Origin of the sequence: Halocatena salina (assembly GCF_023115355.1) — an archaeon.
Classification (GTDB): Archaea; Halobacteriota; Halobacteria; order Halobacteriales; family Haloarculaceae; genus Halocatena; species Halocatena salina.
Window position 1 is genome coordinate 753,337 of sequence record NZ_CP096019.1, and the last position, 19,901, is coordinate 773,237.

At 58.0% G+C, this 19,901-nt stretch carries 17 protein-coding genes; 10 read left to right on the forward strand and 7 right to left on the reverse strand.

Going from position 1 to position 19,901, the window contains the following annotated elements; genetic code table 11:
* Positions 1 to 99: 99 nt before the first annotated feature.
* From MW046_RS03805 to MW046_RS03835, 7 genes are read left to right on the forward strand one after another with little or no spacing between them, the layout of a single operon-like run.
* Positions 100 to 2,322, forward strand: a complete 2,223-nt coding sequence (locus MW046_RS03805) for a type II/IV secretion system ATPase subunit (protein ID WP_247994241.1) — start codon at positions 100 to 102, stop codon at positions 2,320 to 2,322.
* Between the two features lie 2 nt (positions 2,323 to 2,324).
* Complete coding sequence (locus tag MW046_RS03810) at positions 2,325 to 4,148, forward strand: type II secretion system F family protein (protein WP_247994242.1); 1,824 nt, start codon at positions 2,325 to 2,327, stop codon at positions 4,146 to 4,148.
* A complete protein-coding gene (locus MW046_RS03815; RefSeq protein ID WP_247994243.1) occupies positions 4,145 to 4,858 on the forward strand; it encodes a DUF7289 family protein in 714 nt (237 codons plus the stop codon). The genes MW046_RS03810 and MW046_RS03815 overlap by 4 nt, the downstream gene beginning before the upstream one ends.
* A gap of 1 nt (position 4,859) precedes the next feature.
* The gene (locus MW046_RS03820; RefSeq protein ID WP_247994244.1) at positions 4,860 to 5,324 is read left to right on the forward strand and encodes a DUF7266 family protein; all 465 of its coding nucleotides are present in this window, start codon (positions 4,860 to 4,862) and stop codon (positions 5,322 to 5,324) included.
* 3 nt (positions 5,325 to 5,327) lie between these two features.
* Positions 5,328 to 5,993, forward strand: coding sequence for a DUF7263 family protein (locus MW046_RS03825; RefSeq protein ID WP_247994245.1), 666 nt, complete (start codon positions 5,328 to 5,330; stop codon positions 5,991 to 5,993).
* Positions 5,986 to 6,471, forward strand: coding sequence for a DUF7262 family protein (locus tag MW046_RS03830; RefSeq protein WP_247994246.1), 486 nt, complete (start codon positions 5,986 to 5,988; stop codon positions 6,469 to 6,471). Before MW046_RS03825 ends, MW046_RS03830 begins: the two co-directional genes overlap by 8 nt.
* Positions 6,468 to 7,118, forward strand: a complete 651-nt coding sequence (locus tag MW046_RS03835; RefSeq protein WP_247994247.1) for a DUF7261 family protein — start codon at positions 6,468 to 6,470, stop codon at positions 7,116 to 7,118. The genes MW046_RS03830 and MW046_RS03835 overlap by 4 nt, the downstream gene beginning before the upstream one ends.
* Here MW046_RS03835 and MW046_RS03840 read toward each other — a convergent pair.
* The gene (locus tag MW046_RS03840) at positions 7,030 to 7,572 is read right to left on the reverse strand and encodes a metal-dependent hydrolase (protein WP_247994248.1); all 543 of its coding nucleotides are present in this window, start codon (positions 7,570 to 7,572) and stop codon (positions 7,030 to 7,032) included. The genes MW046_RS03835 and MW046_RS03840 overlap by 89 nt on opposite strands.
* Positions 7,573 to 7,759: 187 nt before the next feature.
* Between MW046_RS03840 and MW046_RS03845 the strand changes: the two genes are divergently transcribed.
* The gene (locus tag MW046_RS03845) at positions 7,760 to 9,127 is read left to right on the forward strand and encodes an outer membrane protein assembly factor BamB family protein (protein WP_247994249.1); all 1,368 of its coding nucleotides are present in this window, start codon (positions 7,760 to 7,762) and stop codon (positions 9,125 to 9,127) included.
* A gap of 20 nt (positions 9,128 to 9,147) precedes the next feature.
* Here the strand turns inward: MW046_RS03845 and MW046_RS03850 are convergent, their stop codons facing one another.
* Positions 9,148 to 10,197: a hypothetical protein gene (locus MW046_RS03850; protein ID WP_247994250.1), complete on the reverse strand. Its 1,050-nt coding sequence runs from the start codon at positions 10,195 to 10,197 to the stop codon at positions 9,148 to 9,150.
* Between the two features lie 309 nt (positions 10,198 to 10,506).
* Here MW046_RS03850 and MW046_RS03855 point away from each other — a divergent pair, with 309 nt between their 5' ends.
* Positions 10,507 to 11,001 carry a DUF7344 domain-containing protein gene (locus tag MW046_RS03855; RefSeq protein ID WP_438268193.1) on the forward strand — a complete coding sequence of 165 codons (495 nt, stop codon included), beginning with the start codon at positions 10,507 to 10,509 and terminating at the stop codon, positions 10,999 to 11,001.
* 32 nt (positions 11,002 to 11,033) lie between these two features.
* Here MW046_RS03855 and MW046_RS03860 read toward each other — a convergent pair whose 3' ends face one another.
* From MW046_RS03860 to MW046_RS03880, 5 genes are all read right to left on the reverse strand, one after another.
* Positions 11,034 to 11,750, reverse strand: a complete 717-nt coding sequence (locus MW046_RS03860; RefSeq protein ID WP_247994252.1) for an ABC transporter permease — start codon at positions 11,748 to 11,750, stop codon at positions 11,034 to 11,036.
* Positions 11,743 to 12,678, reverse strand: a complete 936-nt coding sequence (locus MW046_RS03865) for an ABC transporter ATP-binding protein (protein ID WP_247994253.1) — start codon at positions 12,676 to 12,678, stop codon at positions 11,743 to 11,745. The genes MW046_RS03860 and MW046_RS03865 overlap by 8 nt, the downstream gene beginning before the upstream one ends.
* Positions 12,679 to 12,833: 155 nt before the next feature.
* Positions 12,834 to 13,604 carry a TrmB family transcriptional regulator gene (locus tag MW046_RS03870; protein WP_247994254.1) on the reverse strand — a complete coding sequence of 257 codons (771 nt, stop codon included), beginning with the start codon at positions 13,602 to 13,604 and terminating at the stop codon, positions 12,834 to 12,836.
* Positions 13,597 to 17,250, reverse strand: a complete 3,654-nt coding sequence (locus MW046_RS03875) for an MMPL family transporter (protein WP_247994255.1) — start codon at positions 17,248 to 17,250, stop codon at positions 13,597 to 13,599. The genes MW046_RS03870 and MW046_RS03875 overlap by 8 nt, the downstream gene beginning before the upstream one ends.
* 175 nt (positions 17,251 to 17,425) lie before the next feature.
* Positions 17,426 to 17,935, reverse strand: a complete 510-nt coding sequence (locus MW046_RS03880) for a DedA family protein (protein WP_247994256.1) — start codon at positions 17,933 to 17,935, stop codon at positions 17,426 to 17,428.
* Positions 17,936 to 18,371: 436 nt separating this feature from the next.
* Here MW046_RS03880 and MW046_RS03885 point away from each other — a divergent pair, with 436 nt between their 5' ends.
* On the forward strand, positions 18,372 to 19,889 hold the full coding sequence (locus MW046_RS03885) for a sulfatase (RefSeq protein WP_247994257.1): 1,518 nt from the start codon (positions 18,372 to 18,374) through the stop codon (positions 19,887 to 19,889).
* Positions 19,890 to 19,901 lie beyond the last annotated feature (12 nt).

Genomic DNA, 19,901 nt, shown 5'->3' on the forward strand with positions numbered 1-19,901 from the left:
CACCGATTCCTCAAAATGGACTGCCGTCTGGCGATACCCTGGTGTCGATCGGGAGTGATTCACGAACTTTTAAACAGGATGACCAGGCCACGCCATCCCATGCAGACAGGCGTCGGCAGCGAGATCGGTGACCGATACGTTTCAGCACCGGTCCCACCGGATGCATCAGATTCGTGGTACGCTCCGGAGGTGTGCGCTCAGTACGAGATTCATCCGGGCGTGGTGGTGACCATTCGGCGAGTGGACGGAACGACGACGTATGATGTCCGAGAGCCGGGGCTAACCGACCGTGAGAAACGGACAGTCGATCGGATCACTGCGTATTTCCAGGGTCCGAATCCACCGCACACCAGAGAAGGTGTGGTCGACCGGCTGCGAGAGGGATTTCCACCGAAGTACGCACGCGTGTTCGAGCGATTCGTCGACGAATCGCTCCCGTGTGCGAGCCGCCGACGGATCGAGTACTTCGCTCTCACACGTGTTCGGTGTTTTGGGGATCTAACGCCGTATGCACTCGATGAGCGGCTCACTGAACGGACTATAACCGGTAACGAACTGCTCGTTGAGACGCCCGAGTACACTTCCATGCGAACGGGGCGTACGATCGACGCCGAACGCCAATCGTGTTACCGGCGTCTGCTAAGCGAGCGTCAACACACGTACACTGTATCGTTTCTGGAGTTCGAGATACCGATCGTCGTTTACCGAAAACATGGCTCTCAGGGCACGTTCACTACGGCGTATGCGGTGTGTGAGCCTACCCTATTGCCGGGAGATGAGGCGCTTCTCACACGGTGTAAAGAGCAATTTTGGGAAATAGACGTGAGCGAGCTTCTCGTTCGGAACGATTCTCAGGGACCTCTGCCATCCGAAGCTGGTCCGTCGGGGCCTCCACGCGAACACCGTGACCGGATCACGTTCGTACGCGACCGGGCAAAACGGCTCTTTGCTCGTCGTCTCACGGCACAAATGACGCACGGACGGATCGGTTCGCTCGTCCATCGTCTCCACGCGGCGCTGTCCGAACACAGCCGACTCGATCCGCCGGGAGGCGAACTGGTCGAGTCGGATCGATTAAATGATCTCTTGTATTATATGCTTCGGGATTTCGTCGGCTACGAACGGTTGACGATCCCGATCCATGACGACCGACTCGAGGACATCGAAGTCAACCGTGTTGGGGACAGCATCAAAGTCGTTCCTCGGGGTAATGCTGGTCGAACACCGACGAACCTTTGTTTCGATGATGAAGCGACGTTCAGCAACGTCGTCACCCAACTCGCTGCGGCCGACGGTGTCGAACTCAACGCAAGCACCCCGAGCGCGAAGGTAAATCTCGATCCCATCGGCGCGGCACCGTCCACGGACGTGACGATCCGGTGTGCTCTGGCGTTGGGAACCATCTCGGAGGGAGGTCCGCACGTTTCGATCAGAAAACAACGCTCCGATCCGCTCACACCGGTTGAACTCGTCCGGAGCGGTGCGATTCCGACGGCCTTGGTCGCGCTGTTGTGGTTGGTGTTCGAACACCATGGTGTCGTGCTCTTTTCCGGACCCACTGGTGTGGGAAAGACGACGCTGATGAACGCCCACATCCCGTTCATCCCCCACGACGACCGGCCAATCAGCATCGATGAAGGGTCTCGTGAGGTTCGATTGCCCCACGAAACTGGCGTTTCGTTGCGAACCCGGGACCACCAGCAGCCGGACAAACGGGTTTCGATGGCTGATCTGATGACCGAGTCGAACTATCTCAATCCGGATGTCGAGATCATCGCGGAGATCAACACGCCCGAAAGCTTCGCCACGTTCGGTGAGAGCATCTCGACGGGCCACGGGATCGTGGGCACCACCCACGCCGAAACGATCGAGCGACTCACGAACCGCGTCATCGAGCAAGGACTACCACCCCACCTCCTTCCGGAGATCGACCTGGTGGTGTTCCCACGCCACATCGATGGGGAGCGGTACGTGGGGCAAGTGGTGGAGCTAGTTTCGGAGACGGCCTGTGAATCGATCGACGCGACGACGATCGAACGAGATGACGTGACGGTGACGTACAACACGGTGCTTCGGCGGACTTCGGACGGGGGGTTTACCACTACGTTCGGTCCGCCATCACAGGAATCGGACGCGGTCACACGTCCACAGCTGTTCTATCGGCTCGCCGCTCGGACTGACCTCCCGGTCACGGAGATCGAGGCCTCGTTTCGCCGAAAGCACCGCTTCGTACGATCGCTCGTCGAGGAGAACGTCACGGAGATGAACGTACTGTTCGAACGGCTCGCCCGCTATGACGAACACCGAACTGGTGAAACGTGACGATGGTCGGGGGCTCTTTCCTTGACCGTGGGCTGTACGCGTTGTTCGCTCGGAACGCAGATCGATCGCGCCATGATCGGGATCGGCAGTACTACCGCGGCGCAGCGCTCGGTGTAGCATTCGATCGATACATGGCGCGTGTCTACGGCGTTTCGTGGCTCGTATTCGGCTGTGTCCTGCTCTGTTCGGCCACTGTCGTAGCGATCGTGTCTACGACGGTGACTGGAACGACGTCGTTCTGGGTACTCGGCGGTGGCACAATCGGGGCGATTGGATTGGCGAGCAAACGAACAGTCGTGTTGGGCAGTCGCTACTATCTGAAATGGCTCCGTGCTCGGCGGCGCGAGCGGATCGAGCAGACGCTGCCTGGCGCGGTGCGATATCTCCGTGCGCTGGTCGAGGGAAGCGACGATCAACAGAAGATGTTCCAGCGGGTGGCAGCCCAAGACAGCTACGGAGAAACCGGTGTTGCATTTCGACGGGTGCTCAACCACGCTACGCTCACGGGGAGTTTCGAGCGCGGACTTCACACCGTTGCCCGTGATACTCCTTCGGAAGATCTGCTCGCCCCCTTCCTGTTGAAGTTCAGCGAACACGCCCGACAGGGTAGTGATGCACTTTCTCGATATCTCCGGATGGAATCTCGAATGCTGTCTCACAGACAGGCCCGTGTACGACAACAATCACGTGATTTTCTCGAACTCATCGCAGAGCTGTTCGTCGTGTTGTTGGTGCTGCCAGCGTTGTTGGTCATCGTTGTGTCGGTGCTGTCGGTGCTCTCTCCCCGACTCTCCCAGCAGTTGTTTACTCCATTCGGCGGAATCTCTGTTCGTTCCGCGTTGGTGTATGGGAGCGCCGTGTTCGTTCTATGGGTCGGTGCCGGTGCAGCGTGGCTCATCGGAACGATCCGCCCGCCAGGAGCGACTCCGACGAGATACGATCGGCCCGACAGTGTGGTCGCCACCGTATCGAGTGTGCCATCCAATCCAGCGAGTGCGAGCGTACTCGCGGTTCCACTGGCGATCGTCGTCTGTGGAACCGGGATCGTCGTCAGTAGTGTCAACCTAGTGAACGCCGTCCTACTCGGATACGTCACGGGCGGGATCATCGTCGGTGGTGTCGCAGTACGCCGACGCCGATACGACGACGCCAAGGATCACGAGCTCCGTGATTTCGTTCACGCCGTCGCAGGGCACGTCCGTCTCGGACAGCCCTTCAGCGTGGCTGTGCAGCGTGTCGCCCACGACGTCGATTTGGGTGCACTCCGGTCGGATGTCAACGCGCTTGCGTTCAGACTCGGACTGGTGACGTCTCCCGACAGTGAATCGTCGGTTCCCATAGCGGCGTTGGATCGGTTCGTCGATCAGGTTGGAACACCGTTGGCGGCTCAAACGGTCGGTCTCGTGACCGGTGCGCTCGACGCCGGAAGTGATGCTGATGCGGTGTTCGAAACCCTCCAGACGGAGATCGGCCGGCTCTATCACGAGAAGCGCACGCTCAAAAGTACGATGACCGTCTACGTCGTCGTCGGATGGACGACCGCGCTACTCATCGTGGCCATCATGATCGCGGTGAATAACTACGTTCTCGATAGTTTCGCACAGCTTGCATCAGTTTCCGGCCCGACGGAAGGGATCGGGATCGTTTCCGGGGCAGTACAACCGGAACGCGACCGCTTCCACTGTTATGTGGTCACCCAATCGACGATGCTGGCGTGTGGTTGGTTCGCAGGCTACGCTCGGGCGGGGTGGTATGAGGCTCTGTTACACTCCTCGTTGTTGGTGGGTGTGACCTATGCGGTCTTCAACGGGGTGGGAATGGTATGAATCGCTCGGATCGCGGACAATCACACGTGGTTGGTGTCGCGTTGTTGGTGGGTGTGACCGTCATTTCGATCTCGGCGATCACGGCGAGCGTCGGCGTGCTCATAGATCGACAGGTGGCCAGTGCGGATGCGACTCGTGTCGCTGACGGAATGGAGACGACGTTCGATTCCGCAGGACCATCGGGTGTCCGCCGAGACCAGCTGTCGTTTGCCGACGGCACCCTCCGACCTGTCGATCGGCAACTTCGGATCATCGACGGAAAGCGGGTGGTCCGATCGATCGACATAGACGCCCTCGTGTTCACTAGCGGCGATCAGCGGGTGGCGTTCGTCGCCGGGGCAATCATCCGTGGAGCGCCAGGTGAGGCGTGGCTCTACACGGAGCCAGTGACAACTGCACCACCTGATGGCTCGGTGCTCGTCGTTGGTGCACCCATTATTGGATCTCCCGACACTGTTTCAGGCAGCGGTGCCTCGGTCACGATCAAGCGAAACGTAACCCACGAGCGATCGATGATCGGAAACGGGACGTACGCCGTTGCGATCGAGACGGCAACGCCCGAACCACTGGCCCGGTATCTCTCTGAACGGGGAGCAGCCATTGAGCAACGTGATCTCGACGGTGACGGTGTTGAGAGCATTATCGCAACGTTCGAGGGGAAACGACGAACGTATCTCCTCGTTCACGAGCTTAACGTAGAGGTGACCTAACGTGGACGATCGGGGTCTCACACCGGTCGTGAGTGAGGCGTTGCTGATCGGTCTCGTGCTGTTGTACATCGGACTGGTGACAGCGGTGTTGTACGGAAACGTGATACCGGAGTATCAGACGACCAGTGGCGCGGAGATGGGTGATCGAATACTCGCTACCGCTACAGAACACGTCCAACGGGGCGTGTTTCCATCGTATCGACTTGACGCTCGCATCAGCATCGATCTCCCGGAAACCATCAACAACCGGGCGTACTCGATTCGGACGGCAAACCGGACGCTGATACTCGAACATCCTCATCCGGAAATCGGTGGGCATGCCCGGCCCGCAGTGTCCGAATCCATCCGTTCGATTGACGGAAGCTGGCGGAGTCACACACCGCTGTCCGTCCGGGTCGTCGGTAACGAAACGGGATACCGGATCACGATAGCCGAAGGCAACGTTACGACTGGTGAAACCAGGTGATCAATGGTGGAGATGGACACGAAAACAAGGGGGCAAGCGAGTCTGCTCGCGCTCGTCGTCTCATTAGTCGTGCTCACGACCGTCCTCGGACTGGCGCTTGCGGTCATCGATGGTGCCTACCGGAGTGCTGACCGACAACCAGCCGAGCGGCGCATCGCCACGTCACTTGTCGAGCGATTGGTGAGCGAGGAGTCCACGTACACGACGCGTACAAACGTTATGAACGAAACGGAACTGCACACACTCACCGCACAGCAACTCACGCAGACGTACCCGTTCGCTCGCGGGACGGACCTTCGCGTTCGATCGGGTGACGAAACGATCGTCGAACGAGGACTCCCGACGGGAGGAACGACGGTGCGACGGCTAGTTCTCCATGAACGCCACCAACAGGTAACGACGCCGGTTGATGCGAACTCAACGATCCCGGCCGGGATACAACAGGCAACGATCACGGTTCCAGCCCGTGCATCAGTGACGACGGTTCGCGCGAACGAGCGCGTGGTCCTACACGATCCGGACGGGCTGACCGGGGCGTTCGAAATTGCGATACCGTCCCACAACCCGACGCGGCTACGAGCCACGGGCGGACGGTCGGACGGCGTGACGGTCACACACACTCAGCTACGGACGACGCCGAGGACATTGGTGGTGACCATCGATGTCTAATCTCGAAAAGCGCCGCATCGATCGTCGCTGGACGCGGTGGCTGCGTTCTGTCGTCCGGATCCGGATCGAACGGACGATAGCGAACAGTGCGAGGGCACAACTATCCCTGGCAATGATGGAAGTAGCGATCGGCGTGTTGGTAGTGTTTGCTGTGCTATCCGGACTCGTCCTCGGGGTTCCTACACCGGAGTTTCGTGAAACACAACTCGATGCGTACGCACAGGATACGGCTACTCTCTTGGAAGATCCATCCACCCAGTATCGACCGTCGGAACTCACGACCTCCCCATCGGCGTTCGAACGGAGAGCGCCAATACTTGGAGATCGTCTGGAGGAGTTGTTGCCCGAAAACCTAATGGCTCGGATCGAGACACCACATGGTGCGATCGGATACCGGTCACCGACTGACGCGCCGGTCGGCCGAACGACGATCCCAACGCCCAACGGGAGTGTGCAAATCCTGGTGTGGTATCCGTGAACGACGATCGTCCGCTCACGCCGCTTGAGACCGACCGGGGCCAGTTGGTGCTCGTTGCTGCGGTGTTCATCGCTGTTTCGTTCGTCCCGATTACCGTGGCCTACCTCCAATTAGGTTACAGTGCGGACGTCAAAGCGAGCAGTGATACCCCGGTAGAATCGTTGGAATCGACGGTGCAACGCCTCGAGCATGTCATCTATACGGAAACGAACGGTACGACAGCGTGGTCCCACCGCAACCACACCGTCACGGAACTGCACACCCGGCTGGAGCCACACGCCTCTGCGATCGAAACGGAGCACATCACCCACTCAGTCCGCATAGAATACAACGAATCAGCAGCGAGTGAGTGGGCGCTCACGAACTGTCCGAACGGATCCGCCCGTCAGTTCGGGCCATGTACGGCAGATCGTGGCGTCGTTGTACAGGAGCGCATCGGTGAGGCACATCTCCTTGCCGTCGCGTTCGATATGACCCTCAAGAACGATCGAGAACGAATCGAAGCGACGATGATCATCGGACCGACTGATCGACCGATCAAGCATCGTTCCGCAAACGTCACGCCAACGCCACGACGATCAGCCCCCCACACGCGAGAAGTCCCCCGGCAAACAGAACAAACTGAGACCATCCCTGGGGAGAAATGAGATCGAACGAGTGCTGTGACCGCGCGAACGGCAGAAGTGGTCTTACACTGGCAGTAAGCGAATCACCAAGGAGATGAAGCAAAACCGAACCCGAACCGATTACGAATCCGATCTGTGCGTTTCGCGTTAGATTGAACGGACTCTGTTCGGTGCTTCCGGACACGATCACTGGCTGCCCGAACGTGACTTTCGTAAGCGAGGTGATGAGATAGCCGCTGAATACGTACACACTAACGCCACACACCACTCCGACAACGAGTGCGGCAAACAGTGAGTGACTCGTTCCCCGGTGTTCGACTCCCGGAATCAGACGGTCGAGATCGACGAGAGGTTCCACCATGAGGAGACCCAACAGCCCGAACACGACGAGAGCCACTCGATTCGACCGAATCAGATAATACGCGATTGGGGTAAAAACGAGCAGGTTCAATCCAACGTGGCCGTGACGATCCATGTCCGTACTGTTCGCTACGACTACGTTAATACCCAACATCATCCGCCGAGAAATCCTACCACTCTCCGATGAACTAACCGAGCATGTATACACCCACCCAGCATAACGTACAATATTTGTATCTATTATAATTATATCCGATATAGTTTGGAAATTACTATGTGCGTGGAGAGCGATCGTTAGTGGCATGAAGGCCGACAACCTCTCCCGTCGGCGCGTCATGAAAAGTGTTGGCACAATAGCTGGTGTTGGGGTTGTGAACTCCCACGGGGAGAATCGTCGTACCGAGGCTTCCGAGAGAACCGAGCAGTCAGTGATCTCTCCACCGGAGCCAGAATCACAAACCGCGTGGCCACAGGTTGGTGGAGACGCTGCTAACACGGGGACCCGACGCGGAGCGCGGGGACCGAAAACGAGCATCACGTTCCGTTGGCAGGTTGAGGGAAAATCGCCCCTGTCGGGCGTGGTTGTTAAGGATGCGACTGTGTACACGAATGACGAACACAGGGTGTACGCGTTGTCGGCTGCGGACGGATCGACGCGGTGGTCCATTGGCACTGATCGATCACACCGAGTGAGCGCACCAGCCGTCGGTGATGCACTGGTGTATGTGGGAACCGGTTCGTACAAATCGAAACGAGAACGCGACGATCCCGGCGCATATGTCAGTCACGTTCGTGCAGTAGATCGAGCTACAGGAGAGGATGTATGGCGTTTCGAGCCGAACCGCCTCGTGGATAGATTTCACACCCCGACGATCTCGGATGGAATCATCTACACTGTCGGACGAAGCGTCGGTGCTGGTACTGTCGGACGACTATACGCGCTCAACGGAGAGAGCGGAGAGCTGTTATGGACTCACCCGACCGGCCGATCGGGGATCAACGGCTACGATGCCCCTCCGGTAGCAGTCACAGACGGTACCGTGTATCTCACTGCCGACAAACTGACGGCGATCGATGGAGCGACCGGTGGAGTGAACTGGTCAGTCGACCCTGCCGGCACGTATAAGGCGACAGGAATCAACGCGCCTGCAGTCGCGGATGGACGGCTGTACGTCGGTCGTGGAACCGAGACAGCAACCATGTTCGAAGCTCGATCAGTCACTGATGGTACGCTCCTATGGGAGCACACCGTCACACCACCCCGAACGGCGCGTTCCACGCGGACATCACGCCGACGGAAAGAGGACGGGCCACTCCCTGGTAGGTGGACCACGCCAGCAGTGAGCGATGACTCCGTATACGTCGGCTTCAATGAACGGTCACCACGAACGAACCGAGCGTCAGTTGTCACCGCTCTTCGTTCGGACGATGGTACTGTTCGGTGGCAGACATCGTTCACGGACGATCGGCACGTGGTATACACGCCGGCGACAACCGAGAAAACGCTCTATACGGGGGGAACAGCGCTCGCTCTCGATGACGGAACCGTCCGATGGCGGTTGGCCGTACCGCCCACCCGCCGCATTGACGCGTTCGCACCACCAGCGATCTCAGACGATACCGTGTACGTCGGTGGTGACTCGCTCCGAGCGATCACTGGACCACTGTGATGATTGCCCTGATCGACCGGTTAGATCGGGGTGCCAGTTCGCATGCTTATCCACATCGATCCATCCCAGATGGCTAAACCGAACGGACCGGTTGTTCCATCGTTAATGGCACGCTCACCCTCGTACTGTCCCATGATAGCCGACAGATCGGTCGGTTCGATCGTTCCGTCGTTCCTGGTTTTCTCACCAGTATCAACGATGAGAAACGAAGAGTCGTCGAGCGCGTAGTGGCTGTCACGGTGGAGATCCGTGTTCGAACAGCGTTCGTTTATCAGGAGTCCGTTCAAATTTCGGTATTCAATATTTTGTATCGAACAATTATTGGAAGAACGAAACCGAATACCGTTCGTGTTCGGTTCGATGTGACCGTTGAAATATGACTTGGCGATCGTGATCGACTGGGCTTCGTCGACGAGTAACTGGTCGGAAGTGTTCCGAGCGTTTCCCTCGATGTAGGCGTTTTCGAGGGTGAACACTTCGCTGCCTTCGATGTACGCCCCTTGATCGCCGTTCTGTTCTAATCCGCCGCCGATCCACGAACTCGCGTAGTTGTTCCTTGACCACAGCCCTCGTCCCCCGTTGCCGACCGACCGACAGCCGACGAGCGATGTGCTGTGTGCACCGTCGTCTAGGAAAAACCCGTTCCCCTCGTTCGCGTGAGCATCACAGTAGAAAAACCGATTGCTGTTCGGAGCGGTATCGTGGTTCAACAGGAGGAATCCGTGCTTCGATGCGTTCTCCGCGACACATCCCAGAAAGCTACAGAACCGTGCCCGCTGAACCTTAAACGCCGACTGTGCACCTCTTGCATCGAGATACACGTTCTGAAGGGTGATGCCAGGCGGACGGTTCGGGCCTTGCAAGTCCAGGACGAATCCCGCTTGAGAACCTTCCGGAACCACGATACGATTGTGCGGGGGTGATTCGATCCGGACCTCCTTATCGATCGTGATGGGCCACCCGTCGTTCGTAGCATCGTACTCCTTCGAGATGATGACGATATCACCACGAACCGCCTCCTGTAACACCGATTGTAACGAGTCCCCCGCTCGGACGACGTATGTCCCCATAACGCTTTCCACAATGATTTGGGAACAATATTAGTTTTATTCTTATCTTTGGAAAATTTATATTGTAATATTTGGTTTTCATTCAATAATTAGTGTCTGGATTGTTACTTCTTACGAAGATATGACACAGCACTAAACGGAGAGGGGACGTATCGGGCTAGGGATGTCGGCAAGTATATCGTCGGTGGCCGGAAGCACCTCGCAATATTCATTACTGGTGTTACCTTGGATACGGTAGTGTCGGACGATAGTCGAGATACACCGGACGAGCAACCGTCGGAGAGTCCATCGATCGACGAAATCTCCGAGATGCTCTCGCACCATCGCCGGCGGTATGTCATTGAATGTCTCGGCCACTACGAGTCTCCTATGTCATTGCCGGATTTGGCCGATGAGTGCGTGGTGATGGAACATGGCTGTGCGTTGGACGATATTCCAGCCGAGGCTGTACGGGACATGTACATGTCGTTGTATCACTCTCATATCCCGCACTTGGTCGAGATCGGCGCGATCGAGTACGATCAGGAACGGGATCTAGTGACAGCCGGTCCGGCGATTGCGGAGCTTCATACGCACATGGATCTCTCTCGGAGATCACTCTGTGATACTGCTGAGCGCGCGCTCAAAGCGCTCCGTAACGCGATCTCCACCGATGATGGAGGCTGTGGACTGACGATCGCACATACACGCGAAACACTTCGGAACATGGGATACGACGAGGACGCGGTACGGCAACTGATCCGCCATCTCGAACGCACCGGCTACATTCACTTCGTCGACGACTGCATCCGCCTCGTCGACTGACACGCGCTAGATGGGCGTTCGGTTGTGGAGGATCAGCGGAGATCCATCGACCGAAACCACAGCCGACCAAGGCTGCTGAACAGGAAGGCGACGACGAGTAACAGTACCCCATCGGTCACAGCGTAGGCGTTCGTGACAAGGATCGCTGTCGGGTCGTAGTAGTGTGCCGGACAGAGCACGCTGAGCCACTCGTAGGCCGTCCCATCAACCTGGCGCGTGAACACGAAGAGGGCGAGTACGACCGCTGCGCTTGCCACAGACGCGCGAGTACTCGTGGATGCGCCGGCGGAGAATAGCAGACCGATCGACGCACACACGAGGAGATACGGGATCGAAAACGCGTGCACGGCAAGGAGGTTCATCGGCTGAACCGGAGTACCGATGACGATGGTGCCGAGATAGACGATGATGCAGACGACACCGTTGATCAGAAGCATTACGATGAGTAACGCGAGAAACCGTTGGCGGACGATCGATGAGCGAGAGATGGGCGCGGACAACAGCACGTCAACACGGTCATGTTCGACATCCTTGGCCAGCAACGACCCGGCTCTGTACGCGAAGTAACTCCCGAGACCGAGCATCCAGCCGAACTGGTATAGCCCCGACGCGAGAAACGCACCGATCGTTTGAGAGCCGTTTTCGAACACGATAGCAAGCGCGGCGAGCGCGATCCCCGCGAAACCAGTCGTGAGCGCGACCGTTTCCAGGCGACGACGGCGTATCTGGTGTCTCGCGATTTCAAACATCCACACCACCTCCCTTTCCCAGCCGCGTGCCATACCAGTGGGCCAGGAGTTCTTGGAGCGGTGCCTCCTCGATGGTGAGGTCACAGATCGTGTACGACGAGAGTGCTTCGAGCAACGTCTCGTACGTTCCGGCGTACACGAAGCGAACGGTCGTTCGGGTCGTGCGTCCCTCATCGGATGAACGGCGATCCGTGTGCTCGGTTTCGACGCTGTAGCCGTGTTCGAAACTGAACGCATCGGGGGCAACCGGATCGGAGGTCACAAACCGAACGATCCGTGGTCCTCGGTCGGGGAGCTGTCGGCTCGCTCGAAAATCGATGAGGTGACCGTTGCGGAGGATGCCGACCCGATCACAGAGGATACACGCGGTGGTGAGACTGCACGAGACGACAAAAAGGGTCGTGCCCCGCTGTCGTTCGGCATCGAGAAACGTCCAAAGCTGTTCTTGTGTCGATGGATCGAGTCCTACCGTCGGTTCGTCCAAAATAACGAGCTCCGGGTCGTGCATAAACGCCACCACCGTAGCGAGGAGCCGTCGCTGCTCGGACGTGTACGTGCGGATCGATTTGTCGAGCTGTGAGTCGAGTGCAAACTGTTCGAGTAGTTGTTCGCTACGCTCGTCGTCTTTGAGCGAGGCGTGGTAGGCGAGGAGCTGGTTTCCGGTGAGTGACTCGTCGAACGACGGTTCACTTGGAAGGTATCCGATATCCTGTTTCATCGCCGTCCGTTCTCGACGGTGTCCGATGTCGTACTCGAGAACCGACGCCTGACCGCGTGAGGGGGCCTGTAGCCCCATCAGTGTTCGAACCGTCGTGGTTTTCCCGGCCCCCTCCGGCCCTAGGAGGCCGAACACCTCTCCCGGCTCGACGGTGAACGTGAGCCCTTCTATCCCTCGATCGTCGCCATAGTATTTCGTTAGGTTGTCCACATCCATGCACGCCATATCGATTAGTATCTTCCTGAGAGTTTTGAGCTACCATCCCTAAAGGGATAGGATTCAACGATAAATTCGTCGTTTCCCGGGATCGAATCGGTGCCTACGTAGACACGACTCAGCGGTGTCGTCACCGGGAGCCAGCGTTCCTACTGGAGGCACTGCTCGACCCAATCGTCGAGCAATCCGATGAAAATAGCGGCAACGCTGGTTCCATCGCTCCAGATGGCCGCTTCGTGGTTAGCGCGAGCGGAACCACCGAGTGTACTCAACAACACGGTTTCGTCGTCGACAGCGAGGACACGTCCGCACGGTCCTTCGATCATCGTCTGTTCGGTAACGACGTGGGTGTCGATGGAGCTGACAGCGAACTGCTCGCAAACACTCACATCTTCGCTGAGGACGGTCACCTGAACGTCCTCGGAAACTGCTGTGAGCGTCTCGACGAGCACGTCGTTCACCAGTGCTTGGTCCGGTACACCGAACAGGATTCGATCGTCCGCTCGGGTGATGAGATCGATGATGCGGTCGTCGATCGGACCTTTGCCGGTGACTGTCCAAACGCCTACCTGCGTTTCGTTGGTTGCGGCGTGTTCGCCCTGAACTGCTTGCAGGTAGTCGAAGGCGAGCCGTTCCTGTTCTTCGAGCCGCTTGCGAAGGCGTTTTCGTGCCGTTTCGAGTCCGATCGCCCGGTACTGGATCGGATTCGACTGCTGGATATCGATGAGGCCCAGCTCGCTGAGGCGTTCTGCGGCACCGTACACCTGCGACCGGGGCACGTCAGTGATACGGTCGACCTCGCTTGCAGAGCCCGTTTCGAGTTGCTGAAGCGCGATGAACACAGTGGCCTCGTACTTCGAGAGACCGAGCTGTCCGAGTGCGTCGATAGCACCGGATTGGGTCGGTGGGGAGTCAGTCATCCGTGTACGCCTCCTCTCCCGTCGTTCCAAACGATGTGGATGTGGTCTCGAACGCATCGCCGGGACCGAACCACCGCGTCCACAAGACGAGGAGACTTGGGAGAACGACGACACTCGCCAAGAACGCGTAGATGATGGTGAGTCCCGTGATGATGCCGAACTGCTGCAGCGGCGGCAAGATTGCGAATGCGAGCACGCCAAAGCCGCCGACGGTCGTCGCGGCGCTACCGAGCAGCGCCCCACCAGTTCCGGTGACGGCCGTCTCTAGGGCCTCCCACGCTGTCGTGGCATCATCGAGTTCGAGGCTGTACCGCTCGGAGAGGTGGATACTGTAGGCGATTCCCAACCCGACAGTGAGACTCGTGATCAACCCAGTGATGACGTTGAACGGAATGTCGAGCAGATACATCGTGCCCAGGATCCACGACACGCTGAATCCGACCGGAAGCATCGTCACGAAGCCGAGTGAGGCACTGCCGTACAGATATCGGTAGACGAACATCAAAAAGACGAACGTCACACCGAGCGTGATGAGCAGGCTCTCGATGACTGTCCGGAGCAGTTGATCCTGAACGTTCTTGAACACGATCGGCTGTCCCGTCGCGGTCGCTTGTAGGTGATCGGTCTCCTCGACGCTCGATGCGACCGTACGCATCTGGTCAGTCACTGCTTGACCACCAGCACCGCCGTCGATCGAGACGGTCATGTGGAGTGCTTCGTACTCCTCGTCGTCTGTCCGCTGGATCACCGACGACGCCGTGTCAGGGGCCGTCTCGTACAGCGAGTCGTAAACGGCATCGAGATTTCGATCCGGAACGCCGTCTCCGTCCGTATCGGCGTCAGTGAACGTCTGGTTGAACGATTCGTTCTGTGCCGCAACATCTTCCATCGCCGACAGCGGACTCATAATATCGCTGTCGCCGTTCGAGAGGGTCGCCGTCACCTCCTTGTCGCTAGCGTTCTGTTCTGCGCGGTCGATTGCTGTCATCGTCTTCGGATCGGTGACGTTCCCTTGGATGAGCAACGCAGCGCTCGAATCCTCCCGAACGAACCGATCGTTGACGAACGACATCGACTCTTTGGCGGTGTACTCCCCTGGTGCGAACGGTTCGGGGAGCGATTCCATCCACCCATCGGGATCGTCTGCGAGGAAGTCCTCTTGGGCGAAGCTGGTATCGACCTGTGACGCACCGACACCCCCTGCGACTGTCAGGAGAAGCGCAATGAGAACCACGACGTGCGGTGCTCGGCGGGCAGCTGTTGCGCCACCGGCCAGCAGCGATCCGAGCGTCCCACCGCCGGTTCCAACCGCACGTTTGTGGCGGTCCCAGCCGCGAGCTTCGAGCAGACTGTCGAATTCGACTTTCAACGCCGGAATGAGCAGTCCGAACACCAACAGCGCAGCGGAGATCCCGACCGCACTGACGATACCGAATTCGCGTATCGGCGGCACCGAGCTGGTGAGATTCGAGAGAAAGCCGATCACTGCCGTGAGCGTCACCAACACGAGCGCGACGGCGATACCACTGAGTGCCGAGCGCATCGAGTGTCGGATGCCGTCGACGTGTTCGCGGCTCTCTCGATGGCGCATGAAGACGTGGATCGCGTAATCGATCGACAGCCCGATCAACAACACTGGCACCGCGATGAAGATCTGGTTAAACGCGATTCCGGCCCATCCCATGAAGCCGAACGTCCACACCAACACCACCCCGATACCGAACAGTCCGAGCAGGATGTCGAGGAGGTCTCGGTAAGCGATGACGAGGACGATCAACACGAACACGAGCGCCAACGGTCCCACGATCGCCAGACTATCCGTCATCGAGCGTTCGATCTCGTCGGTGATGACCCCCGCCCCGAAAACCGACACCTGTTGTGAGTCGTAATTTTCGTGAGCGATTTCCTCGATGGCCAGCTGAGAGTTGACGAGTCGCTCGCTCGTGGTTCCACCCATCGAGGTGCCGTTGGCGCTCTGGGTGACCACGACCATCGTCGCGTTCGCTGTATCGTCTCCGGGATCGTAATCGGAAGGCATGAACGCGAACGCACCGTTGTCCTCGTCCGTGCTGTTCCCACCGAGCACTGCGTCGACGGCCGTTGTAATCTCGGATCGATTCCGCGATTCGAGCACGTCGATCTGCTTCGTGATCGACAGCTGTGTTTCGTTGTTTTGTAGCTCGTTTCGATCGGCTTCTAGCTGTTCTACCTTCTGTTCAAGCGCCTCACGATCCGATTTGAGCGCTTCAGAATCGTTTTGCAGCGCTTTTGCGCTCTGATTCAGTTCTTGAGCGTCGTTTTCGAGCTGTTGTTGTCGCTGTTCGAGTTCTCGTTTTCGCTGTTCGAGTTTTTCGCGGTCCGCTTTGAGCTGTTGGCCCCGTTCTTCTAACTGCTGACCGCGCTGTTCGAGTTTTTCACGGTCCGCTTTGAGCTGTTGGCCCCGTTCTTCTAACTGCTGACCGCGCTGTTCGAGTTTTTCACGGTCCGCTTTGAGCTGTTGACCCTGTTCTTGCAGCTTTTGACTGCGGTTTTGTAACTCGTTGCGGCTCTGATTGAGCTTCCGGGCACGCTCTTTCAAGGCTTGTCCATCGCGCTCTAGGGCCGCTCGATCGGATTCAAGCTCGTCCGCCCGTTGTTTGAGAGTGATCGTATCGTTTGCGAGCTCGCGCTCGTCGCGTTCCAGCTGTTCTCTTCGTTGCTCGAGCTCAGAGGGGGGAACGTCCCCGGAGCGCCGGTCTTCGGCGAGTTGCTTTTCGCGGGCAGTGATGTTCTTCGCGCGCTCTTCGAGCGAATCGCGCGTCTCGTTGAGTTCATCGGCCCGTTGTTCGAGCCGCTCTCGTCGCTGGTTCAGTTCGGCACGGCTCTGATTGAGTTCGTCGGCTCGCTGTTTGAGTTCACGTGAATCCGCTTGCAGCTCCGCGCGGCTCTGGTTGAGTTCGTCGGCTCGCTGTTTGAGTTCACGTGAATCCGCTTGCAACTCCGCGCGGCTCTGATTGAGTTCGTCGGCTCGCTGTTTGAGTTCGCGTGGATCCGCTTGCAACTCCGCGCGGCTCTGGTTGAGTTCGTCGGCTCGCTCCTGTAACGCCTGTCCGCGTTCTTGGAGTTCGTTGCCGTCCTGTTTGAGTTGTTCCGAGCGCTGTTGTAGCTCCTCACGGCTTTCGTTGAGCGATTCACTGCGTTGTTGTAACTCCTTTCCACGCTCTTGGAGCGATTCACCCTCTCGCTCGATCGCCTTTCCACGTTCTTGCAACGACTCCGCTCGATCCATCTGGACCGCAGCCGTCGAAACGACGCTTGCGACGCCGACAGTCGAATCGTTCGCCAGCGTTCCGTTGATAGTACTGTTGTTTTTCAACGCCCGTTGGAGCCGTAGTTGTCGGAGCAGCGACTCCTTCGAGAGGACGTTGTCATCACGGACGATGATCTGTACCGACGTGGCGTTCTCATCCTGACTCGTGAAGTTCTCCGAGATGTACTCCTCTGCTTGCGCCGCTTGTCCCGTATCGCTCTGAAACGAATCGAGCGAGGAACTCTGTGTGATCATCGGCGCGCCTGCTCCCATGACGACCGTCATGAGCAACAACGCGACGATGACTGGACGGCGATATCGCGTTACACCTGCCGATAGACGCTCTAATACACCCATTTCTCACCTCTCAACATAGTTGTACATCGCGATACACCTGTGGTATAATCGTACATCAACCGCTACCCATTGTTAGTATGATCCTACTAACACGGATATCTGATAAGCCTGCCGAAACGTTCTCGTCGATGAACAGTGTTGTACGCCAATCTTCCGATGTCGATATGAAATGTGATCAAAACAGCTGTAGCACGCCGATCGTAACCAAAGCGAGCGCGGATTCGAAGACGACCGTTCCGAGTGCGGAGCTGACGACGAAGCGGTGTGTGTCCAACCGGGCGAACCCGGCCGGGATGGTACACATCCCTCGGGTGAACGGGAGCGTGTTGCTCAGAACGACGGACAGCATTCCCCACCGATCGAACCATCGATCGAAACGGTCGAGTCGGTCTTCGGACACACGGATCCACCGGTGTTCGAACAACCGGTCACGCCCTCCGCGTTTTGCGAACAGAAACAGCGCAGTCTGGCCAACCGTCGCCCCCACCGCAGCGACACCGATGACGACGGCGATCTCGAACGGTGAGTGGCTCGTGAGGAGATAGATCGCTCCCGGAACCAACGATTCACTGGGAGCGAAATACAACAACATCGCCCCTTCGAGAACGAAAATACCGAACAAGGCGATGTATCCATGCTCTATGAGTAATCCTTCAACGAACGCGGAAAGTTCAGTCAACGACATTGTATATTCGAAATGGAATTATATGCAACGCTACCACTTTCGCTCGGAACCATCGTCGAAGGATGGCTTTCCGTATGCGATACGAATCCACCGACCGCACATCCTGTCTGATACCCGACTGCGACCGTGACGGGCGGATATCTCGACCACATATATGTCAAGTATGGTAGTAAATCTGTCGGAATCAAGCGTGTTTGTGGGCTGTCTCCGTTCCCGACCTACTGCGTCGTTCGTTGGTCGAGCAAGGAGCGCACGTCTCTCGGGGATACGCCGACCAGAACCCGTAACGTACTATCCCCATCCGCGGTATCAGCCATGAATGTGAATATCCGAGAACGAAACAAACTCGTAGCAACAGTTTGTGGGTCCGACTATCCACGCCACCAACAATGAGGGACATCCATACTCATACCGACCGGATGCGTAGGAGGCAGATATGAGCGACGGATCGGATCGAAACGTCGTCTTCATCGTCATGGACACGGTTCGGAAGGACCACCTCTCGGTGTACGGCTACGATCGTCCAACGACACCGGCGCTCGACCGCTTCGCCGAGGAGGCGCGCGTGTTCGAGCAGGCCGTCGCTCCAGCGCCGTGGACGTTGCCCGTTCATGCGTCGTTGTTCACCGGTCTGTATCCCAGCCAGCACGGAGCCAGTCAGGAGCAGCCGTATCTCGAATCGGCGGTGACACTGGCGGAAACGCTTTCGATGCAAGAGTATTCGACGGCATGTTACACGTCCAACACGTGGATCACACCGTACACGAAGCTCACGCGCGGGTTCGACAACCACGACAACTTCTTCGAGGCGCTTCCGAGCGATGTGCTCAGTGGACCGTTGGCACGAGTGTGGAAGGAAATGAACGACCGGAAAACGCTCCGAACGATTGCGAACTGGCTCGTCAAGGCGGGCAACGTGGTCCACGAGTATTTCGCGTCCAACCAACAGGCGGATTCGAAAACCCCGGCCGTGATCGATCGAACGATCGAGTTCATCGACTCGACGGAGGAGCCGTATTTCACGTTTCTCAATCTGATGGACGCGCATCTGCCGTACCATCCACCCCAACAGCACCGCGAAGAGTTCGCACCCGATGTCGATTCGACGACGGTTTGTCAGAATTCGAAGGAGTACAACTGTGGCGCACGGACGATCAACGGAGAGGAGTGGGATGCGATCACCGGGCTGTACGACGCCGAGATTAGGCATATCGACGCGGAACTCTCCCGGCTGTTCGAGTGGCTGCGAGCCAACGGCGAGTGGGAGGAAACGCTGATCGTCGTCTGTGCCGACCACGGCGAACTCCATGGCGAGCACGATCTGTACGGACACGAGTTCGGGCTGTACGACCCGATCATCAACGTGCCGTTGCTCGTTAAGCATCCGGAACTCACCGCTGGACGGGACGACCGACAGGTCGAACTCCTCGATCTGTACCACACCGTGCTCGATCACGCTGGGCTGACGCCGACTAGCGAATTCGATTCGGCAGCCGTTTCGCTCGATCCAGCTCGATCACTGCTGTCCGAGACGTATCGAAGCGGTGATGCACTGATCGACGGCGGTGCCACGGCGTTCGTCGAGTATTTCCGTCCAGTGATCGAGCTGAATCAGCTCGAAGGGAAAGCACAAGCGGCTGGGATCACACTCGAGGAGGATTCACGGTTTTACTCCCGGATGCGCGCTGCCCGGCGACCGACCGGCAAGTACGTCAGAAACGAGCGGATCCCCGACGAGGCCTACCGGCTCGACGACGATCCCGAGGAACGAACCGATCTCATCGACGCTGACGATTCGATCATCGCCGAGATAGCGACAGCACTCGAAACGTTCGAGTCCGATATCGCTCGACAGTGGACCGATAGCCCGAGCCAAGCGGATGATGAGGAACTGCTAGATGACATGAGCGAGCAAGCGAAAGAACGTCTCGAACATCTGGGCTACAAGGAGTGACCGTCGGAGCCG

Coding starts and splice junctions, on each gene's coding strand:
- MW046_RS03805 (WP_247994241.1), top strand. CDS start 100: ATGCAGACAGGCGTCGGCAGCGAGATCGGTGACCGATACGTTTCAGCA.
- MW046_RS03810 (WP_247994242.1), top strand. CDS start 2,325: ATGGTCGGGGGCTCTTTCCTTGACCGTGGGCTGTACGCGTTGTTCGCT.
- MW046_RS03815 (WP_247994243.1), top strand. CDS start 4,145: ATGAATCGCTCGGATCGCGGACAATCACACGTGGTTGGTGTCGCGTTG.
- MW046_RS03825 (WP_247994245.1), top strand. CDS start 5,328: ATGGTGGAGATGGACACGAAAACAAGGGGGCAAGCGAGTCTGCTCGCG.
- MW046_RS03830 (WP_247994246.1), top strand. CDS start 5,986: ATGTCTAATCTCGAAAAGCGCCGCATCGATCGTCGCTGGACGCGGTGG.
- MW046_RS03840 (WP_247994248.1), bottom strand. CDS start 7,572: ATGGATCGTCACGGCCACGTTGGATTGAACCTGCTCGTTTTTACCCCA.
- MW046_RS03845 (WP_247994249.1), top strand. CDS start 7,760: ATGAAGGCCGACAACCTCTCCCGTCGGCGCGTCATGAAAAGTGTTGGC.
- MW046_RS03850 (WP_247994250.1), bottom strand. CDS start 10,197: ATGGGGACATACGTCGTCCGAGCGGGGGACTCGTTACAATCGGTGTTA.
- MW046_RS03855 (WP_438268193.1), top strand. CDS start 10,507: ATGCTCTCGCACCATCGCCGGCGGTATGTCATTGAATGTCTCGGCCAC.
- MW046_RS03860 (WP_247994252.1), bottom strand. CDS start 11,750: ATGTTTGAAATCGCGAGACACCAGATACGCCGTCGTCGCCTGGAAACG.
- MW046_RS03870 (WP_247994254.1), bottom strand. CDS start 13,604: ATGACTGACTCCCCACCGACCCAATCCGGTGCTATCGACGCACTCGGA.
- MW046_RS03875 (WP_247994255.1), bottom strand. CDS start 17,250: ATGGGTGTATTAGAGCGTCTATCGGCAGGTGTAACGCGATATCGCCGT.
- MW046_RS03880 (WP_247994256.1), bottom strand. CDS start 17,935: ATGTCGTTGACTGAACTTTCCGCGTTCGTTGAAGGATTACTCATAGAG.
- MW046_RS03885 (WP_247994257.1), top strand. CDS start 18,372: ATGAGCGACGGATCGGATCGAAACGTCGTCTTCATCGTCATGGACACG.